This is a genomic window from Aliarcobacter cibarius (assembly GCF_013372265.1).
Lineage (GTDB): Bacteria > Campylobacterota > Campylobacteria > Campylobacterales > Arcobacteraceae > Aliarcobacter > Aliarcobacter cibarius.
This window is the reverse complement of the sequence record NZ_CP054051.1, coordinates 1,436,060-1,455,485: the sequence shown is the minus strand read 5'-3', so window position 1 is coordinate 1,455,485 and position 19,426 is coordinate 1,436,060. Positions and strand designations below refer to the sequence as shown.

Genomic DNA, 19,426 nt, shown 5'->3' with positions numbered 1-19,426 from the left:
ATGGGCATAAAATATTTTTTTAGTGATATAAGTGATGGAAATTTAGCTTTCCATGTTGGTGATAAAAAAGAGAATGTAGAAAAAAATAGAGAAAAATTGGCTATCAAATATGGCTATGATAATCATAAATTAGTATATATGAATCAAGTTCATGGTAATAATATTGTAATTGTTGATGAAAATAGTCCTAAATTGATTGAAGATTGTGATGCAATTATCACAAAAACTAGAAATCTTCCTCTTATGGTTATGGTTGCTGATTGTATTCCAGTTTTACTTTTTGATGAAAAAGTAGGTTTAATTTCAGCAATTCATGCAGGAAGAAATTCAACATTTTTAGAAATTGTAAAAAAAACTGCACAAATTTTTATTGAAAAGTTTTCTAGTAATCCAGAAGATATCAAAGCAATTTTAGGTCCGTCAATTCAAAAATGTTGTTATGAAATAAGTGCTGAAATGGCAAAAATAGTTGAAAATTCTTTTGGTAAGAGTTTTGTTGATAATAGAAATATAGATTTACAGAATATAAATATGATGCAACTAAATAGTTTAGGAATAAAAGATGTTTATATTTCAGATGTTTGTACAAAATGTAGTAATAAACCTTATTTTTCATATAGAGATGATAATAAATGTGGAAGATTTGCAGCTGTAATTGAATTGAAATAATAATTATTATTTTTGAAGCATTAATGTATAAAATGGTAGAATTCACTCAAAATTGCCTAAAAATGGAAAAATATGGAAGAGTATATACTTAAAATTTCTACAGAAGATGCAAAAGGATTGATTTATAATATTTCAAAAGTTCTTTTTGCAAATAATTTAAATATTGAACAAAATGCAGAATATGTAGATCCTGATACAAAAGAATTTTTTATGAGAAGTATAATTAGTGGAAAAGTTATGCAAAATATACTTCTAAAAGAGTTAAAAGAGGTTTTACCTGAAGGTTCTAGTATAACTTTAAACAAAAAAATAAAAAAAGATGTTGTTTTGCTTGCTACAAAAGAGTCTCATGTTTTGGGAGATTTATTAATAAGATACACATCAAATGAGTTAAATGCAAATATAAAAGCGGTTATTGCAAATCATGAAGATTTAAGATCTCTTGTAGAAAAATTTGATATACCATTTTATTGTATAAGTGCAGAAAATTTAAGTAAAGAACAACATGAAGATTTAGTTTCTAAAAAAATAGATGAATTTAATCCAGAACTTATAGTTTTAGCAAAATATATGAGAATTTTAACACCAAACTTTGTAGATAAGTATAAAGGAAAAGTTTTAAATATTCATCACTCATTTCTACCAGCATTTATTGGAGCAAATCCTTATAAACAAGCACATGAAAGAGGTGTTAAAATTATAGGAGCAACAGCTCATTATGTGACAAATGACTTGGATGAAGGACCAATTATTTTCCAGGATGTTGTAAGAGTTGATCACTCATACTCTTGGGAAGATATGAGAAACGCAGGAAGAAATGTTGAAAAAGTAGTTCTTTCAAATGCTTTTGAATTACTTTTAAATGATAGAGTATTCATTCATAGAAATAAAACGGTGATTTTATAATGTTTAATATAGTATTACACGAACCACGAATTCCTGGAAATGTTGGAACAATTGGAAGATTGGCATTTGCTTTAAATTGTAAACTTCATTTAATAAAACCTTATGGTTTTGGTGAAATCACTGAAAAAGAGGTAAGAAGAGCAGGTTTAGATTATTGGTATAATCTTGAAGTATATGAATATGAAAATATAGAAGATTTCTGGCAAAAACATCCTTTAAGTTCTAGACATTTTTTTGCTACGACAAAAACAACAAATGTCTATTTTGAACAAGAATTAAAAGAGGGTGATTATTTTTATTTTGGAAGAGAAGATGCTGGTTTACCTAAAGAGATTTTAGAAAAAAGTTTAGATACAAATATTACAATTCCTATGACAAACAACGCTAGAAGTTTAAATATTGCTAATAGTGTTTCAATAGTTTGTTATGAAGCCTTAAGACAAAACTTCCTTGCTTTTAAAAGTTAAATTATTTATCTTTTAAAAGCTCTTCAGCACTTTCAATAAGTTTATTTATAGCAAACAATTTTTTGTTTAATTGAATTCTTTTATTATCGTCATCTTTTTTAAGTTCTTTGATCTCTTTTTTAACATCTACTTTTTTTTCTTTTAATTCTTCAATTAGTTTTAAAACTTTCTCTTCTTGAGAATTTTTGAGTCTATCTTTTTTAAAATATTTAGATATTTTGTCAATGATTTTACTTAGCTTCATCTCTTTTTTCTCCTATCTTCTTTAATAGATCATTATTTAAAAATAAAATATTTGCCACTTCAACAAGCTTTTTTTGAATAGAATAACCAGTAGCACTATCGTTCATATAAGATGTTGCCATAGTTGCTTTTATTTTATCTTCTCTAATTAATGCATCTATCTCTTCTGAGCTTGCTAAATCGTTTTGTGTTAATTCACTCTTTATAAGTTCAAATTGAGTTAATTTCTCAACATCACTCTCTAAAATTGATAAAGCATTAATATCTATCAAAATTTCTGCTAGCTCTTTTCTTAAAATATTATACTCTTCTTTTATGAAATCATTTTTACTTTTTAAATAGTAATTTATATTTTTTTGTATATCTCTTGTATCTTTTAGAACTTCAACAATCAAAGAAGCAGCTCTTTTTAATTCTCCAACTTCTTTGTGTTGAAAATCAAACATATGCTCTTGAGCAAATGAAGAGTAGTGAATAATTTCACTATATAAAGATTTTAGATTTTTTTGATAAATTTCATCAATATTTGTATCGATAATAGAAACTTCATCATTTAATCTAGTTGCTAAAGTCTCTTTTGTAAGACCTGTTGTATGTAGATTTAAAGCATGAAGCATAGCTTTTTGGCAATTTTCATATAAATTAATTATCTCTTTTCTAAGTGAAATTAAAGCTGCATCAGGGTTTGATAAAACAGAAGGTGTTAAGTATTTTGGTTTTGAAGCAGATGATACTTTTTTCTGTATTAATCTTTCAGATAATTTTACAAGTAGAGGTATAAAAGGTGTTAAAATTATAACACCTGTTACAGAAAATATAGTATGAAATAGTGCTAGTTTCATACCATAGTTACTTTCACTAACACCTAAATAAGGCGCTATAAAGTCTGTTAAACCTTGGAATTGATATATGAAAATTGTTATAAAGATAGCCGATATTAAATTGAATAAAAAGTGTATAAGAGCAACTCTTTTACCATTTTCATTTGATGTGAATGAAGCTAAAATAGTTGTTAACGTTGTACCAACATTCGCTCCAATTGCTAAAGCTAAAGCATTTATATAAGTTATACTATCTGCATTTAAAGCTGTAATAACTATAGCTAAAGTTGCAGCACTAGATTGAATGATAACAGTTGCTAGTGCTCCAATTAGGATGTATACAATTATTCCTAAATATCCTTCAATTGCATATGATGCAAGATCAATTGACTCTTTCATTATGTCAAAACCATCTTTCATATACGAAATTCCAAGGAATATGAAACCTAATCCTAAAAGAACATTACCTCCACCTTTAGAAGCATTATTTTTACCAAATCTTAAAATTACTCCAAAAACCAACATAGGAAATGCATAGGCAGATATTTTTACATCAACTCCTAGACTAGAAACTATCCAAGCAGTTGTTGTACTTCCTATATTTGATCCAAAAACTATACCTATACCTTGAACTAAAGTTAAAAGTTCAGCACTTAAAAAAGATACTACGATTAAAGTGATAATTGTTGAACTTTGAACTATAGAAGTTGATAAAAATCCAGTTAATATTGCATACAAAGTGTTACTAGTAAATTTTTGCAATAGTTTTTCAAGTAGCCCCCCTGATAGTTGCTTGAATCCATCTTGCATAAAAAACATACCAACGATAAATATTGAAATACCACTTAAAATAACTGTAAAGTTCTCATATTTTAAAACAATATATCCAAGTATTATTAAACCAACTAACCAAAAAATATTTTTTTGCACATCTTTCCTTGTCTAAAAAATAACTAAAGTATAGCTAATTTGTTATAAATAAGTCGATATTGGGTAGAATAAAATAATTTTTACTTAGAAAAATGAGGTTTTGATGTATAAAATTTTGATTTTGGAAGATGATACCCTTTTTGCAAATAGTTTAGAAGATTTTTTAACTTCTGAAGAGTTTTTAGTAGATATTGCAAAAGATGGAGAAGAAGCTTTAAGTTTAAACTATGAACATAATTATGACTTATATATATTTGATATAAATGTTCCAAAAATAGATGGATTAGAGCTTTTAAAACTTCTAAGGCAAAATAATGACAAGACAGCAACTATCTTTTTAACTTCATATAAAGATAAGGATACTTTAAAAGATGCTTTTTTAAAAGGTTGTGATGATTATATTAGAAAACCTGTAGATTTGGATGAATTACTTTTTAGAATTAAAGCCGTATTAAAAAGAAATAAAAAAGAGTTTGAAACAATAGTTTTATCTGAGAATATTGTTTTTAATCCAGTTTCAAAAAGAGTTTTTGAATCAGGAGTTGATATGAATTTACCTATAAAAGTTTTAGAGTTATTAGAGTTGTTTTTAGAAAATAAAAATGAAATTGTTTCTAAAGATATGATTATTTCAAAGCTTTGGAGTGCTAGTCAAGCTTATAGTGAAGGTTCAATAAGAGTTTATATAAATCAGGTTAAAAAATTATTTGAAAATAAAGATGCAATAATAAATGTAAAAGGGATAGGATATAAACTTGAATTCTAAAAAAGTTGATTTTTTAATCTCTATTTCCACTGTTTTTGTATTTACTTTATCAGTAATTTTGTATTTGAATTTTCTTTTTAGTTCAAAACTAAGTTTTACAAAAGAACAATATTTTGTTTTTTTGATAATTTTACTACTTTTGGGACTTTTTATATTTCTTCTTTTTTCAAACTCTTTTATAAAATCTATTTTTAGAAGTGAAGAAAAGTTAGAAAAAGATATAAAAAATACTATTCATGAGCTTAATATTCCAGCATCAACAATAAAAATGAATGTTCAACTTTTAAAAAAAAATTTAAAAGATGAGAAAGATTTGGCTAGATTAGATCGAATTAGTAAAGCAAATGATAATCTTTTGAAACTGTATGAAAATTTAGAATATGAGTTTAAAAAAGAGATAAATAAAATAGAACTTGAACAGTTTTTTTTAGAAGATATAATAAAAACATCTCTAGATAAATTTGAAGATATAAAAAAAGATACAGCTATAGAAAAAGATATAAAAAACCATTTACTTTATACAGATTATAATGGTTTTTTAATAGTTTTAGATAATCTTTTCTCAAATGCAATAAAATATAATAGAGCGATAAATCCATATATAAAAGTTGAATTAAAAGATACAGTTTTATCAATTTTTAATTTTGGTGAAAAAATAGATACAAAAAATATTATGTTGGTTTTTGATAGATATTTTCAAGAAAATTCGCAAAATAGTGGTTTTGGTTTAGGTTTGGCAATAGTAAAAGAGTTTTGTGATAAACACAAGATTTTAATAAATATTGAAACTTTAGAAGATGGAACAAAAATAAATTTAAATCTTAAAAATATTTTTGTAAATAAGGATAAATAGTGAATATAAAACTTGAATATCATCAAAATATCAATGGAATAATTGAAAAAAAAGATTTGGAATTCCCAAAAAACTTATTAAAAGAGCCATATAACTTAAACTCACTTTTTGTTAGTATGGTCGATGGGCAATCTATGGAACCAGATATTTTACATGGTTCTTTGGTTATTGCAGATTTAAGTCAAAAAGAGTTTGAAGATGAATCTATATATTTAATCTACAAAGATAATAATATGTGGATAAAAAAATCAAAATTCATCGATAACAATAGGTATTTCGTATCTATAAACCCAAAATATTCACATTTAACTTATAAATTTGAAGATTGTAGAGTAATCGCAAAAGTTCTTTTAACTTTTAAAAACTTATAATAATTAAAATTATTCACAAAGGAGACAAGATGGAAGCAACATTGGCATTTGCAATTGCAATAATATTTTTTGCAATTGTAATTATTGCAAAGGGTGTAAAAATAGTTTCTCAATCAGATTTATATGTAGTGGAGAGACTTGGAAAATTTCATAAAGTTTTACATGGTGGTTTTCATATAATTATCCCAGTAATTGATAGTGTTAGAGCTATTTTAACCTCAAGAGAACAACTTGTAGATATTGAAAAACAAGCTGTTATTACAAAAGATAATGTAAACATATCTATTGATGGAATTGTTTTTTGTAAAGTTGAAGATGCAACAATGGCTACATATAATGTAGTAAATTTTAAAAATGCTATTGCAAATTTAGCAATGACAACTTTAAGAGCAGAGATTGGAGGAATGGATTTAGATGATACTTTATCAAATAGAGAGACTTTAAATGCAAAACTTCAAACTGAACTTGGAAATGCTGCTACGAATTGGGGAATTAAAGTAACAAGAGTTGAAATAGCTGATATTTCAGTTCCTCCAACTATTGAAAAAGCTATGAATATGCAAATGGAAGCAGAAAGAGAAAAAAGAGCAATTCAAACAAAAGCAGAAGCTCAAAAAGAGGCTCAAATTAGGGAAGCAGAAGCTTTTAAACAAAGTGAAATTTTAAAAGCAGAAGCAATAGAAAGAATGGCTGATGCAAAAAGATACGAACAAGAACAAACTGCAGCCGGACAACAAGAAGCTATGAGACTTATAAATATTTCTATGATGGAAAATGAAAAAGCAGCAGAATTTTTACTTGCAAAAGATAGAGTTGCAGCTTTTCAAGCTTTAGCAAAAAGTAATAGTACAAATAAGATGATTTTACCTTATGATGTTACTCAAATGATTGGTTCTACATCGGTTTTAGGAGATGCCTTTTTTAAAGGGATAAGTGATCAAAAGGCTAATAATGCTTAGTATTATGGATTTTTATACTTTAATTGCAATAGGTATAGCACTTATTGCTTTTGAGGTTTTTATATACTCTTTTATTCTTATTTGGTTTGCCTTTGGGTTTATTATTGTAGGAGTATTAACTCTATTTCTAAATTTTTCTACTCTTTATTGGCAATTAGCCACAGTTTGTATTATTTCTTTACTTTTACTAGTATCTTTTAGAAAGAGTTTTTTAAAACGATTCTCAAAACCTGAAAAAGAGATTTCAGATAATTTTTTTAATGAAAAAGGTTTTGGAATAATAAAAAATAGAAAATTACTTTATAAAGCTACTTATTGGGAAATTGATGAATCAATTGATTTAGATGATTTCAATGAAGAAGAAAAAGTAGAAGTAATTGAAATAAAAGCTAACAAAGCAGTAATTAAAAAGAGATAATCTCTCTTTTTATATAAAAATCCTAAATAAAAGTCTCACAATTCTCATAATTATCAATTCTTACATATCTAATATTAATAAAAATAATTAACTATTAAAAAGATTAACAACAAATTAACAAAGCCGAGTAATAATTTTATCAATTTTTTTATAGGAGTATATAATTATGAAATTACGGTATTCAGTATTTGCCTGTTTAGCATTAAACATAAACATAATTGCAAGTGAGCAAGCAACAGTTCTTGAACAAATGTCTGTAACTGCAACTAAGATTGAAAAAGCTACAAAGGATGTTAGTGAAAGTATTGCAGTTGTTGATCAAAAGACAATCGAAGATAAAAATATTTTAAATGTTCAGGATGCTTTGCAAACTATTCCAGGGGTTATAGCTGAATCAACTTCAAATTCACCAAGTCCAAAGCTAATAATTAGAGGTGCTGGATTAAAAGCAAGATTTGGAGTAAGAGAGATTATGGTTATGAAAGATGGTGTACCAATGACCGATCCAGACTCTTTTACAAGGTTTGATTTTATTGATATGCAAGATGTTTCAAGTATAGAAGTTCAAAAAGGACCAGGTTCTATTAATGCTGTAAATTCAACAGGTGGAGTTATTCAATTAATAACAAAATCTGTATTTGATGAAGATAAAAATAGTATAAAATTAGGAGTTGGAAACGAAGAACAAAGAAATGTTAATTTAAAAGTAAGAGGTAAAATTAGTGAAAATGACTTTACATCTTTAACTTTTAGTAAGAGAAAAATAGATAACTCTTGGAGAGATAATAATGAGTTTGATACTACACAAGCAACATTAAAATATGGTCATATTTTTAAAGATGATTCAATTATTGAGAATGAGTTGTCTTATACAGAATCAAATTTAAATCTTCCAGCTTCTATGACAAAAGATGAATTTAAAGAGTTTAAAAAAAGTGGAGAACAGCATGATACTTCAAATCAATGGCAACATAGTGCTAGGGATTCAAAAATATTAGCATTTAGTAGTAAGTATGAAAAAGAAGTTGGAGATATTACATATAAACCAAGATTTTATTTTAATACTTGGGAGCATTTTCATCCAGTTACAGGTTTAATAAATGATAGTGATGATAATAAAGTATTTGGAATAGATTTAGAGTTTAATGCTGCTCATAAACTTTTCGATCAAGATGCTATGCTTGTAGGTGGATTAACTTTTAAAATAGATAAAACAGATGATTCAAAAAAATATCAATATGGAGATGTTGAAACAAAATCAGTAACAACCGGATGGGGACGAAATAGAACTACAGCAAATCAAATAGTAAAAACTTTATCAAATAAAAAAGGTGCCCTAGCAAACACAGAAGATTCAGAAACATTACTTTATGGAGCATATTTGATGGAAAGCTTCAAAGTAAATGACAAATTAGGATTTGATGTAAGTAGTAGAGTTGACAAATTAAAGTTTGATATAAATGGAAATGAGATTACTAAATATGATTACTCTTCAAAAAGTTATAAAGATGGTATAGGTGATTATGAAATTGATAACTCATTTACACTTTTATCAGCAAAATTTGGAACAACTTATGCTTTAACTGATTTTACAAATGTGTATGCTTCTATTGCAAATGCTAATCAAGCTCCAACTACTAGTGAATTAAGTGATAATAATGATTTAGATAAATCACAAAGCACAAATTATGAAGTGGGATTAAAAACAAGAACTGAAGATTTATCTTATGATTTAGCTTTGTATCAAAACTATGTTGATGATGAGATTATTCAAATAAAAGATGCAAATGGGAATTCTATTTATGATAACGCAGGAAAAACAGATAAAAAAGGTTTAGAATTTAACATAACATATAATTTAACATCAAATTTAGAGATTGGAGGATCTTATGCATATAGTAATTTTAAATTTGATAAATTTAACGAATCAGCAAGAGGTGATTTAGTTTCAAGAGATGGAAACTACATACCATTTATTCCAAAAAATCAATACTCAATTTTTACTGCTTATAATTTAAATGGATTTAAAACAAGATTAACAGCACGAACTTATGGAAGTTACTATATGGATAATGCAAATACTGAAAAATATGAAGGTTATGATTTAATCACAGATTTTATGATTGGATATGAGATGAAAAATCATAATATTCAATTAAACATCAACAATTTATTTGATAAATATTATGCTTCAGAAGCTTCAAAAGATGTTTATAATGTTGAATCATATAAAGCTGCTAGTCCTAGAATGGCAATGCTAACTTATAGTTATAAGTTTTAGGAAATGGCTATGGAAAATTTCATAAAACGAGATAAAAATGATATTTTTGGAATTCCTTTTTTTAACATAATATTTAAAAATAGATTTTTTCAAAGACTTATTCAAATAATAGTTCTTTTTTTGTTTTGTTATGCAATATATTTTGGAATCATAAATCCTACGAAAGAAGAAAATTTGTTTACAACAGCACTTTTTTGGGGATTGTTTTGGCCATTTTTTATGGTTACAACATTGGCTACTTTTGGAAGAATATTTTGTGGAGTTTGCCCACATGGATTTATTGGAAAATATATTACTAAATTTGGTTTAAAAAAAGATATGCCAAAAATGTTAAAGAATCCTCTTATTGGAGTTCTTTTACTATTCTTTGGTTGGTGGTTTGTATACTATATGTTCCCAGAATTTTTCAAAACACCATATTCAACTGCAATGATGTTCTTAGTAATGACAGTATTTGCAGTAATTTTTTACTACATTTATGACAAAATGGCTTATTGTAAATATATTTGTCCAATAGGAACTGTTACAAAAGTTTTTTCAAAAGTAGGTTTTACTAAGTTAGAAACATATAAAAGTGAGTGTCAAAGTTGTAGAACTTTTGATTGTGCAAAAGCTTGTAGCTATGATCTAAAACCTTTTACTTTCGAAAAAAAGAACTCTATGGAAGATTGTACTTTATGTATGGATTGTGCAAGTAGTTGTGAAAATGTAGCTTTCAAATTTAAAAAACCATCAAATACATTGTTTAATAAATTTAAAACTTCAAAAGCTGAGGTTTGGGCATTGATTTTATTAACAGCAGCAATTAGTATTACTATGAGTTTTCATCATGCTTTAAGTCGAAGTGCAATATTTGAAGAGTTTTTTTGGACAAAAACAGCTAGATATTTTGAAAATATTATAGATTTTGGGGGAATTGATACTGTTGGTTTATTTGCTTTTTTATATGCAGTTTTAATCTCAATATTTTTAAGTGTAGGAGGAATATTTATAGCTTCAAAAATTATGAGAGTTGATTTTTCTAATACATTTTATACTTTGGGATATGCTTTTGCACCTTTATTTATTATTGGGGGATTGTCACATATTGGAGAGTTTTTCTTTTACTCTTACGCATCAAATATTGTAAATGGTTTTAACCAAGTTTTTAATTTAGGGTTTGAAAATATGAAACCTTTAGCAACTAGAAAAGATGAATGGGTTCATATATTTAATATTTTTACCCATTTTGGATACATTTGGGCATTTGTAATTATGTATTTTAGATTAAAATTAATAAATACTAAAAGATATTTAAAGCTTATAGCTTTTCCATTTGCTTCAGCTTTAATAATTTTTTATATGAGTCTAAATTTTTATAAAGTTTATGTATTTAAAACTTATGGAGCAAACGTAATACATAATCATTCAAATCATCAAATGAAAACTGAAACTCAAAAAAGTATAAACTAATTTAGTAATTTGTTATAATCTTCTAAAAATTAATAATAGAAAGATTTTAACATTGAAAATTTTACATTTTAGTGATACGCATCTAGGTTTTAATGACCTAGATGTAATAAATGAAAACAATATAAATCAACGAGAAGCAGATTTTTATGATGCTTTCTCTCAAGTTGTTGACCAAATAAAAGTAATTAAACCTGATTTTATAATACACACAGGAGATTTATTTCATAGAGCAAGTCCAAGTAATAGAGCAATAACATTTGCACTTGAAAAGTTCAATGAGATAAATAGTTTAGATATTCCATTTATATTAATAGCTGGAAATCACTCAACTCCAAGAACAAATCTTAGTTCTCCTATTTTAAAGATATTTGAAAATTTCAAAAATATTTATGTTTCATATAATCAAGAGTACAAAAAAATAGAGTTTGAAGATGTAATATTTCATACCTTACCACATATGAATGATGAAAGTACTGCAATCGAGCAAATAAACCTTTGTGAATCAAATATAGATGAAAACAAAAAAAATATCATGATGATGCATTGTAGTGTTGGTGCTTGGTATTTAATGAGTGAATTTGGAGAGTGGGTTTATCCATCAAATAAAGAGTATATATTTGAAAAGATGAGTTATGTAGCTCTTGGACATTGGCATGGGTTTGGAAATGTTGGAAAGTATGATAATGTTTATTATAGTGGGAGTAGTGAGCGAACAAGTTTAAATGATAAAAGAAACTCAAAAGGTTTTATAGTTGCAACTATTGAAGATGATTTAAATATAGAATATAAAGAAATAAATATAAGAGCTATAAGACAAAAAGAGATAGATTGTGAAGATTTTGAATCTTCAATCCAAGCTTTAGATACAAGTGATTGCCAAAATGCAATAGTTGAGGTAAAACTAACAAATCTTACACCACTTTCTTCAATAGATATTCAAAACAAACAAATCAAAGAGTTATTTCCAGATGCTTTAACTGTAACTATAAAAAGAGAGTTTAAAAAAGAGAGTACACAATCAAATATTGATAATCTTGAAGCTATTTCACTTGAAGAGTATTTCTTAGAACATATCAAACAAAATAGTGAAAACAAGGAGTATGAAAGATTAAAACAAAAAACTCAAGAACTATTTTCTTTATATGAAGAGGTAAGTTATGATACTAACTAAATTAAAACTAGAAAACTTTAAAAAATACAGATTTTTTGAAATCTCTTTTGATTTAGGACTTATTGGAATTATAGGTAAAAACGGTAGTGGGAAATCAACTATCTTTGAAGCTATATTGTTTGCCTTATATGGGGAACTAAAAAACAAAGGTGATAAAGAAGTTGTAAGAAATGCAAATGCTTTAGAAAAAGATATTGTAAGTGTTGAACTAGAGTTTGAAATAGAAGAAACTATATATAAGATAGTTAGAGAGTTTAGAGGAAAAACTCTAAGTGCAAATGCAAAACTATATAAAAATGAAGAACTTATAACTACTGGAGCAAAAGAGGTAACAATAGCTATAGTAAATTTAACAAAGATGAGTAAAGATGCCTTTATGCATACACTCTTTGCTAGTCAAAAAGAGTTAACTAGTTTAAGTAATAGTAAACCAGAAGATAGAAAGAAGATGATTAGAAAACTTTTAGGTCTTGAAAAGATTGATTTTGTAGAAAAAGAGTTAATAGAAAAGAGTAGGGAACTAAAAAGAGAGATTGATGCTTTTAAAGAAGTACTATTAAGTAGTGAAGATATAACTATAAAAAAAGAGAACATAGTTGAACAAACAGTTCAAAAAGAGGAGTTTTTAAAAGATATAGATAAACAAAGTTTAGTTTTAGATGAGTTAAATAAAAAAGTTTTTATTATAAAACAAGAGTTAGAACAACTAACAAAAACAAAAGAGCAAAAACAAATTTTAAAAGCTAGATGTGAAATTCTAACAAACAGTATTAGCTCTCATCAAAAAACTCAAGAAAAGCTACAGAATGAATTAAATGCCTTATATACGAAACAAGAAGAACTAAAAGGTTTACAAACTATCAAACAAGAGTATATAACTTTACATGAAACTCTAAAAGAACAAGATAAATTAAAAGAATATAGTCTAAGAAAAGATGGATTACTACTTGAACAAAAAGAGTTAAGAGAACAATACACAAAAGCAAAAGATAGTATTAAAGTCTTAGAGTTTGAAACAAAAGAGCATTTAGAACTAGTAGAAAAAGAAAAAGAGTTAGATAATAGTATAGAGAAATATAAACTGTTATTAACAAACAAAGGGTTAGATGAAAAAAGATTAATACAAGAAATAGCAGGTGAAGAAAAACTAATAGCAGATATAAAAAAGAAAATTGAAAATATTACAATATTAGGGAAAGAGTCAAATTGTCCAACATGTACAAGACCTCTTTTAGATGAGTATGATAGTGTTATATTCTCTTTGGAGCAAATAGTAATAAAAGTAGAAAATGAAAAGATTGATATATCAAAAGAACAATTAGCAAACATAAAAGAAGAAAAAGAAAAATTAGAAGAAATACAAAAAGCAAATATAAAAGAGCATTTTGAAATCTCTAAAAAGATAAACCTAATAGAAAATAAAAAAAGAGATTTACAAGCCTTAAAAGAGCATTTTGAAAAAGTAACACAAAAGGGAGTAAAAAATAAAGAAGAGTTAGCAAAACTTGAGATTTATAATTATGATAAGAATTTACATGAAGAATTGCTTTTAAAGCAAAAAGAGTTAAAGAGTAAGTATGAGTATATATTATCACTTGAAACTATGTTAAAAAGAGTAGATAGTATAAAAGAGGAGTTAAAAACTTCAATTTTAAATCAAGATAAGTACAATCTAGAACTTCTACAAAAAGATTTAGAGTATAAAGCTATAAACTATGATGAGGTAAAACATAAAGAGAAATTAAAAGAGTTTGATGAAGTACAAAAACAAAAAGATAGTTTAGTGACTCTTATAAATGATTTAAAAGTAAAAATAGCAACTATACAAGGGCAAATAAAAACTATACAAGAGAGTTTACAAAACAACGAAACTCAACTAAAAAAAGTACAAACAAAAAAAGATGATTTAAATGATTATGAAAAAATTAAAATAAATCTAGCAGAGTTTAAAACAAAATTAAACTCAAAAGTGGCTCCAAGAATCTCTGATATTGCTTCAAATATGTTTGCTCAAATTACAAAAGGCAAATATCAGCATATAGAAGTTTCAAATGAATTTGATTTTTATATCTATGATGAAGGTAAAAAATATCCAATAGAGCGATTTAGTGGTGGAGAAATTGACCTTGCAAACTTGGTTTTAAGAATCGCTATTTCAAAAACTTTGAGTGAACTAAGTGGTGCAAATAGTGTAGAGTTTTTAGCTTTTGATGAGGTTTTTGGAAGTCAAGATGACTCAAGACGTATGGAAATTCTAGAAGCTTTTCATACAATCAAAGAGCAATATAGACAAATATTTTTAATAAGCCATGAAGTAGAGATAAAAGAGATGTTTGAGCGGGTTGTTGAGGTTTAGTATTTAAAAATGAAAACTAATCAAATAATCATATTTTATGATGAGGAGTGTCCTTTTTGTAAAAACTATACAAACTTTTTAAAGTTAAAAAAAGGTTTTGATTTAAAACTAATTGATGCTAGAAAAGATAAAGTAGAACTACAAAATATTTGTAAAAACTTGGATATAAATGACGGGTTTATAGTTATTTATGAAAATCACTGTTTTCAAGGAGCTAAGGCTTTAGAGTTTTTAAATAGTGCAGTTGATAAAACTACGGTTTTGGGAAAATTGCATTTTTTCTTTGCTTATGAAAATATTTTTTCAAGATTCTTATATAAAATTCTTTTTATTTTGAGAAAATTTATACTTTTCGTTTTAAGAAAAGATAGCAAAATCTAATCTTTTCTTAAGATTTTAAAATTATTCGTAAAAAGAATCTATATTCTTTTTGTGTCTAGATGCCCACTCTTCAAAACTCAAAGCAGACTCTTTTTTAATTTTTTCTTTACACTCTTGATATATCTCTTCAGCTCTATCTTTTGGAATAACAGCTATTCCTTCTTCATCAGCAACTATTATATCACCTGGGTTTACGTTTATTCCACCTGCAATTATTGGTGTGTTTACAGGAACAGCTTGTTTTTTTGTTCCTGGCATTGCTAAAATACCTCGTCCAAACATGGGAATTCTTTTTTCTCTAATCTCTGCAATGTCTCTAACAACACCATCAATCACAAAACCTACAATTCCTCTATTGTATGCAATAGTGGCTACATTTCCACCTATTACTGCATAATCCATTGTATTTGATTGTGCTACGATTATAGAACCAGCAGGTGCTTCATAAATAGCCCTATGAAGTGCTAAATTTTCTCCTGCAACCATGTTTACAGTAAATGCAGGACCTGAGATTCTAGGAATATTTGACCAAAGCTCTTTTATTCCAGCATCCATAAAACTTTCTCTTTTTAAAGTTCCTGCATAATCACAAGGTGAGATTTCACTAAATTTTTGATAATCCACATATTCTCCTTACTTTTGATTAGAAATATTACACTATTAAAATAAAAAGTACCAAATACTTAGAAAATGAATAATACAGTTTTCATTATCAATAGGATAAAATTACAAAAAGAAGAGATATGTCAACTACAAAAACATTACATCCAAGAAATTTTCATAACGATAGGTATGATTTTTCTACTTTAATAAAATCTCAAAATGACCTGAAAGAGTTTGTGAAACCAAATAAATATGGTGATTTATCAATAGATTTTGCAAATTCTAATGCTGTTATTGCACTAAATAAAGCTTTGTTATCGCATTTTTATGGAATTAAAAATTGGGAAATTCCAAAGGGATATTTATGTCCTCCAATTCCTGGACGAGCTGATTATATTCATCATATTGCTGATTTATTAGCTTCTTGTAATGACGAAAAAGTTCCTAGAGGAAAAACTATTAAAGGTTTAGATGTTGGAATTGGAGCAAATTGTATTTATCCTATCATTGGAGTTAGTGTTTATGGTTGGAAGTTTTTAGGAAGTGATATAGAAAAAGTTTCTATTCAATCAGTTCAAAATATCATAAATTCAAATGAAATTTTAAAAGAAAATATTATAGTAAAACAGCAAGAAAATTCTTCAAATATTTTTGTAAATATTATAAATAAAGATGAAAAATATGATTTTACTTTATGTAATCCACCATTTCATAAATCATTAGACGAAGCATTAGCTGGAAATAAAAGAAAAGTTCAAAATCTTACAAAACAAAAAAATACAAAAAGTGCTTTAAATTTTGGTGGAAAAAATAATGAACTTTGGTGTGAAGGTGGAGAAATAGCATTTATTAAGAATATGATAAAAGAGAGTTTGAAGTTTCCAAAAAACTGTTTATGGTTTACAACTCTTGTATCAAAAAAAGAGAATCTACCTTTTATTTATAAATCATTAAAAGATATAAAAGCAGTTGAAGTTAAAACAATAGAAATGGCACATGGTCAAAAAATAAGTAGAATAGTAGCTTGGACCTTTTTATCAAAGGATGAGCAAAAAACTTGGGCTAAGAATTGGGTAAGTTAATTTATACCCAATATCTTAAAATACTCAACTCTACTTATTTCAGTTGCTCCTAAACTTGCTAAATGGTCATTGTATACTTGACAATCAATAAGCTCGATTTCATTTTCTTTTGCCCATTGACACAAATGATAAAAAGCAACTTTTGAAGCATCTGTTACTTTTGCAAACATACTCTCCCCACAAAATATATTGCCAATTACAAGCCCATAAAGTCCTCCAACAAGCTCATTATCTAAATAAACTTCTATACTATTTGCAATTTCTAAATCATGTAGTTGTGTATATGCATAAATAAATTCATCACTTATCCATGTATTATCTTCATGTTTTCTTTTTATACTTGAACAGTTTTTTATAATTTCAAGAAAATTTGTGTTTGATTTTACAACAAAGCCTTTGTTTGTAATAGATTTTCTAAGACTTTTTGATACTCTCATATTTTCAGGCTTCAAAACCATTCGTTTATTTGGACTATACCAATTTATGTAACCATAATCATCTATAAACCAAGGGAAAAGTCCATTTTCATAAGCATTAATTAATCTTTGAGGATGAAAATCACCGCCAATAGCAACCAAATCGTTATTCATTTGCTTTAAAGAAGGAAATGAAAAATCTTCCTCATCTAAAAGCCAAATTTTTTCTTTTTTATCTAATAATTTCATTTTAGAATTTTAGTTAAAAATATGTTAAATAAAGTTATAACAAATTCCTAATTTAAATAATTCATAATAACTTTTTATAATTATTATATTTTTAATATAATATTAATCTAATAGTAAATTAATATTATTTTATATATAATTATCTATATAAATAACTTAAGGAATTAATAATGATAATTTCAGTTTGTAATGAAAAAGGTGGTAGTGGTAAAACTACAATAGCCTTAAATATTGCAGTAAAACTCGGACTTTTAAAAGAAGATACTTTGCTAATTGATGCAGATCCTCAAAGAAGTATTGAAGTATTTACTAATATTAGAGCTAATGAAAATATTGATCTTATTTTTAATACTGTTTCTAAATTTGGAAGTAGTTTAGGAAAAGAAGTAAAAAGCTTGCAAAATAAATACTCTTCAATCGTAATTGATACAGGTGGAAGAGATAGTGAAGAGATGAGACAAGCATTAGCTATTAGTGATCTAATTATTATTCCTACATTACCTAGTGATTTAGATATTGCTGTTTTAAATAAAATGATAAACCTTTTTAATCAAGCTAAAGTATTTAACCCAAATGCTAAAGCACTTATAACTATTTCTAAAGCTAGCCCAAATCCTTTCTTAACTAAAAAAATAGAAGATTTAAAACAATATATTAAAGATAAAGACCTTGAAGATATAAAACTTTGTGAAAGTGTAATATTTGAAAGAGAAGCATATAAAAACTCTTTTTCAAATGGCTTAGGTATCTTAGAATTCCTTGATGAAAAGTCTAAAGCTTACCAAGACTTTAATAACTTCTTTGATGAATTAGTTGAGTATGTTAATAACTAATAACCATTAATATACTATTAGATTAATATTAAAATAATAATAAATAACAATTAATAAAGGTTATATAATGAAAGAATCTATTTTTAATAAAAATAAACAAAAATCATTTGCATTTGTAGAAGATCAAAATACTCAAAATAATGTAAATGAATTAGATGAATTTGTAAATTCAGGAAGAGGGCAAACAAAAAAAGTTCTAAACCCTAAAGGTAGACCAAAACTAAATGATGATGAATTAAAACATGAACAAATTATAGTTTACCTTACAAAAGAACAAAAAGATGAAATTACTAAAAGAGCAAAACAATCATCACTAAGTGTTTCAAAATATGTAATGCTTAAAGTGTTCGGTATAAACTAAATAAAAATAGTATTTATGCTTTTGAAATTTTTATACAAATTTAATATATTAGGAGTAACTGATACTCATTTCTTAGCACTTTGCTATTTTAAATATGTTAATATCCAAACTTTTAAAAAGGATTAGAATATTTATGAAAAGATTAGATGCATTTTTATCGAGTTTGGGATATTGTAGTAGAAGTGAAGCAAGACTTTTTTTAAGATTAAATACAGTTTTAGTAAAAAATGAAAGAGTTTTTAATCCAAGTACAAAAGTAAATCATTGTGATGTTTTGATAAATAGTGAACCTTTAGATGCTGAAAAATTAGTTATTATTTTAAATAAGCCAAGTGGATATATTTGTTCTCATAATGATGCAGGAAAGCTTATATATTCTCTTTTACCTTTAAGATATCAAAATAGGAATCCAAAAATTTCAACTATAGGAAGACTTGATATTGATACAACAGGTGCTATTTTACTTACAGATGATGGAGAATTAAATCATAAATTAACAAGCCCGAAAAAAGATGTTAAAAAAATTTATGAAGTAACTTTACAAAATCCATTAAAAGGTGATGAAAAAGAGCTTTTTTTTAGTGGAGAAGTTATTTTAAATGGTGAAGACAAACCTTTAAAACCAGCTTTTCTAAAACAGATTAATTCTAATTTAGTTCATCTTGAAATTGTAGAAGGAAAATACCATCAAGTAAAAAGAATGTTTGCATATACAGGAAATAAAGTTATAAAACTTCATAGGTTAGAATTTGCTGGATTTAGAGTTGATGATTTAAAAGATGGTGAATTTAAAATTTTAGAAAATGATAAAATATAAATATTGCAATTTGTAATATTT

The 19,426-nt window shown here is 26.2% G+C and carries 21 protein-coding genes; 17 read left to right on the top strand and 4 right to left on the bottom strand.

Annotated elements, in window-relative coordinates; genetic code table 11:
- The 3 genes from pgeF to ACBT_RS07215 all read left to right on the top strand — a co-directional run bounded on the left by pgeF (position 1) and on the right by ACBT_RS07215 (position 2,042).
- Entirely contained in the window at positions 1–669 is a 669-nt protein-coding gene (gene pgeF / locus ACBT_RS07225) for a peptidoglycan editing factor PgeF (protein ID WP_024775123.1), read from the top strand.
- Between the two features lie 72 nt (positions 670–741).
- A complete protein-coding gene (gene purU, locus ACBT_RS07220; RefSeq protein ID WP_024775122.1) occupies positions 742–1,575 on the top strand; it encodes a formyltetrahydrofolate deformylase in 834 nt (277 codons plus the stop codon).
- On the top strand, positions 1,575–2,042 hold the full coding sequence (locus tag ACBT_RS07215; protein WP_024775121.1) for a tRNA (cytidine(34)-2'-O)-methyltransferase: 468 nt from the start codon (positions 1,575–1,577) through the stop codon (positions 2,040–2,042). The genes purU and ACBT_RS07215 overlap by 1 nt, the downstream gene beginning before the upstream one ends.
- Position 2,043: 1 nt before the next feature.
- Here ACBT_RS07215 and ACBT_RS07210 read toward each other — a convergent pair whose 3' ends face one another.
- Positions 2,044–2,286, bottom strand: a complete 243-nt coding sequence (locus ACBT_RS07210; protein ID WP_024775120.1) for a hypothetical protein — start codon at positions 2,284–2,286, stop codon at positions 2,044–2,046.
- Positions 2,273–4,036 (bottom strand): Na/Pi cotransporter family protein, encoded by a 1,764-nt coding sequence (locus tag ACBT_RS07205; RefSeq protein ID WP_024775119.1) that lies wholly within the window; start codon positions 4,034–4,036, stop codon positions 2,273–2,275. Before ACBT_RS07205 ends, ACBT_RS07210 begins: the two co-directional genes overlap by 14 nt.
- Positions 4,037–4,139: 103 nt before the next feature.
- Here ACBT_RS07205 and ACBT_RS07200 point away from each other — a divergent pair, with 103 nt between their 5' ends.
- The 10 genes from ACBT_RS07200 (at position 4,140) to ACBT_RS07155 (ending at position 15,044) form a co-directional block, all read left to right on the top strand.
- Positions 4,140–4,802 (top strand): response regulator transcription factor, encoded by a 663-nt coding sequence (locus tag ACBT_RS07200; RefSeq protein ID WP_024775118.1) that lies wholly within the window; start codon positions 4,140–4,142, stop codon positions 4,800–4,802.
- Positions 4,792–5,655, top strand: a complete 864-nt coding sequence (locus ACBT_RS07195; RefSeq protein WP_024775117.1) for a sensor histidine kinase — start codon at positions 4,792–4,794, stop codon at positions 5,653–5,655. The genes ACBT_RS07200 and ACBT_RS07195 overlap by 11 nt, the downstream gene beginning before the upstream one ends.
- Entirely contained in the window at positions 5,655–6,026 is a 372-nt protein-coding gene (locus tag ACBT_RS07190) for a S24 family peptidase (protein ID WP_024775116.1), read from the top strand. Before ACBT_RS07195 ends, ACBT_RS07190 begins: the two co-directional genes overlap by 1 nt.
- Before the next feature lie 29 nt (positions 6,027–6,055).
- The gene (locus ACBT_RS07185; protein WP_024775115.1) at positions 6,056–6,985 is read left to right on the top strand and encodes an SPFH domain-containing protein; all 930 of its coding nucleotides are present in this window, start codon (positions 6,056–6,058) and stop codon (positions 6,983–6,985) included.
- Positions 6,978–7,403, top strand: coding sequence for an NfeD family protein (locus ACBT_RS07180; RefSeq protein WP_228130296.1), 426 nt, complete (start codon positions 6,978–6,980; stop codon positions 7,401–7,403). Before ACBT_RS07185 ends, ACBT_RS07180 begins: the two co-directional genes overlap by 8 nt.
- A gap of 166 nt (positions 7,404–7,569) precedes the next feature.
- Complete coding sequence (locus tag ACBT_RS07175; RefSeq protein WP_024775113.1) at positions 7,570–9,684, top strand: TonB-dependent receptor; 2,115 nt, start codon at positions 7,570–7,572, stop codon at positions 9,682–9,684.
- A 9-nt stretch (positions 9,685–9,693) separates the two neighbouring features.
- Positions 9,694–11,136, top strand: a complete 1,443-nt coding sequence (locus ACBT_RS07170) for a 4Fe-4S binding protein (protein WP_024775112.1) — start codon at positions 9,694–9,696, stop codon at positions 11,134–11,136.
- Positions 11,137–11,188: 52 nt separating this feature from the next.
- The gene (locus tag ACBT_RS07165; RefSeq protein WP_024775111.1) at positions 11,189–12,307 is read left to right on the top strand and encodes a metallophosphoesterase family protein; all 1,119 of its coding nucleotides are present in this window, start codon (positions 11,189–11,191) and stop codon (positions 12,305–12,307) included.
- The gene (locus tag ACBT_RS07160) at positions 12,294–14,663 is read left to right on the top strand and encodes an AAA family ATPase (RefSeq protein WP_024775110.1); all 2,370 of its coding nucleotides are present in this window, start codon (positions 12,294–12,296) and stop codon (positions 14,661–14,663) included. Before ACBT_RS07165 ends, ACBT_RS07160 begins: the two co-directional genes overlap by 14 nt.
- A 9-nt stretch (positions 14,664–14,672) precedes the next feature.
- Positions 14,673–15,044: a DCC1-like thiol-disulfide oxidoreductase family protein gene (locus ACBT_RS07155; RefSeq protein WP_024775109.1), complete on the top strand. Its 372-nt coding sequence runs from the start codon at positions 14,673–14,675 to the stop codon at positions 15,042–15,044.
- 21 nt (positions 15,045–15,065) lie between these two features.
- On the opposite strand, the gene ACBT_RS07150 is transcribed toward ACBT_RS07155, so the two are convergent.
- A complete protein-coding gene (locus tag ACBT_RS07150) occupies positions 15,066–15,668 on the bottom strand; it encodes an RraA family protein (RefSeq protein WP_024775108.1) in 603 nt (200 codons plus the stop codon).
- A gap of 119 nt (positions 15,669–15,787) precedes the next feature.
- Here ACBT_RS07150 and rlmF point away from each other — a divergent pair, with 119 nt between their 5' ends.
- Positions 15,788–16,729 carry a 23S rRNA (adenine(1618)-N(6))-methyltransferase RlmF gene (rlmF, locus tag ACBT_RS07145; protein WP_034218538.1) on the top strand — a complete coding sequence of 314 codons (942 nt, stop codon included), beginning with the start codon at positions 15,788–15,790 and terminating at the stop codon, positions 16,727–16,729.
- On the opposite strand, the gene aat is transcribed toward rlmF, so the two are convergent.
- On the bottom strand, positions 16,726–17,394 hold the full coding sequence (aat, locus tag ACBT_RS07140; RefSeq protein ID WP_024775106.1) for a leucyl/phenylalanyl-tRNA--protein transferase: 669 nt from the start codon (positions 17,392–17,394) through the stop codon (positions 16,726–16,728). The two genes, rlmF and aat, sit on opposite strands and share 4 nt — an antisense overlap.
- A gap of 170 nt (positions 17,395–17,564) precedes the next feature.
- Between aat and ACBT_RS07135 the strand changes: the two genes are divergently transcribed.
- From ACBT_RS07135 to ACBT_RS07125, 3 genes are all read left to right on the top strand, one after another.
- Positions 17,565–18,227: an AAA family ATPase gene (locus tag ACBT_RS07135; protein WP_024775105.1), complete on the top strand. Its 663-nt coding sequence runs from the start codon at positions 17,565–17,567 to the stop codon at positions 18,225–18,227.
- Between the two features lie 67 nt (positions 18,228–18,294).
- On the top strand, positions 18,295–18,588 hold the full coding sequence (locus ACBT_RS07130) for a plasmid mobilization protein (protein WP_024775104.1): 294 nt from the start codon (positions 18,295–18,297) through the stop codon (positions 18,586–18,588).
- 133 nt (positions 18,589–18,721) lie between these two features.
- On the top strand, positions 18,722–19,405 hold the full coding sequence (locus tag ACBT_RS07125; protein WP_228130295.1) for a pseudouridine synthase: 684 nt from the start codon (positions 18,722–18,724) through the stop codon (positions 19,403–19,405).
- The last annotated feature ends 21 nt before the right edge of the window (positions 19,406–19,426 follow it).

Bases quoted from the DNA above. Each gene is read 5' to 3' on its own strand.
- aat (WP_024775106.1), bottom strand. From the start codon at position 17,394: ATGAAATTATTAGATAAAAAAGAAAAAATTTGGCTTTTAGATGAGGAA.
- ACBT_RS07210 (WP_024775120.1), bottom strand. From the start codon at position 2,286: ATGAAGCTAAGTAAAATCATTGACAAAATATCTAAATATTTTAAAAAA.
- ACBT_RS07125 (WP_228130295.1), top strand. From the start codon at position 18,722: ATGAAAAGATTAGATGCATTTTTATCGAGTTTGGGATATTGTAGTAGA.
- ACBT_RS07185 (WP_024775115.1), top strand. From the start codon at position 6,056: ATGGAAGCAACATTGGCATTTGCAATTGCAATAATATTTTTTGCAATT.
- ACBT_RS07135 (WP_024775105.1), top strand. From the start codon at position 17,565: ATGATAATTTCAGTTTGTAATGAAAAAGGTGGTAGTGGTAAAACTACA.
- ACBT_RS07175 (WP_024775113.1), top strand. From the start codon at position 7,570: ATGAAATTACGGTATTCAGTATTTGCCTGTTTAGCATTAAACATAAAC.
- rlmF (WP_034218538.1), top strand. From the start codon at position 15,788: ATGTCAACTACAAAAACATTACATCCAAGAAATTTTCATAACGATAGG.
- ACBT_RS07180 (WP_228130296.1), top strand. From the start codon at position 6,978: ATGCTTAGTATTATGGATTTTTATACTTTAATTGCAATAGGTATAGCA.
- ACBT_RS07160 (WP_024775110.1), top strand. From the start codon at position 12,294: ATGATACTAACTAAATTAAAACTAGAAAACTTTAAAAAATACAGATTT.
- purU (WP_024775122.1), top strand. From the start codon at position 742: ATGGAAGAGTATATACTTAAAATTTCTACAGAAGATGCAAAAGGATTG.
- ACBT_RS07155 (WP_024775109.1), top strand. From the start codon at position 14,673: ATGAAAACTAATCAAATAATCATATTTTATGATGAGGAGTGTCCTTTT.
- ACBT_RS07170 (WP_024775112.1), top strand. From the start codon at position 9,694: ATGGAAAATTTCATAAAACGAGATAAAAATGATATTTTTGGAATTCCT.
- ACBT_RS07215 (WP_024775121.1), top strand. From the start codon at position 1,575: ATGTTTAATATAGTATTACACGAACCACGAATTCCTGGAAATGTTGGA.
- ACBT_RS07200 (WP_024775118.1), top strand. From the start codon at position 4,140: ATGTATAAAATTTTGATTTTGGAAGATGATACCCTTTTTGCAAATAGT.
- ACBT_RS07130 (WP_024775104.1), top strand. From the start codon at position 18,295: ATGAAAGAATCTATTTTTAATAAAAATAAACAAAAATCATTTGCATTT.
- pgeF (WP_024775123.1), top strand. From the start codon at position 1: ATGGGCATAAAATATTTTTTTAGTGATATAAGTGATGGAAATTTAGCT.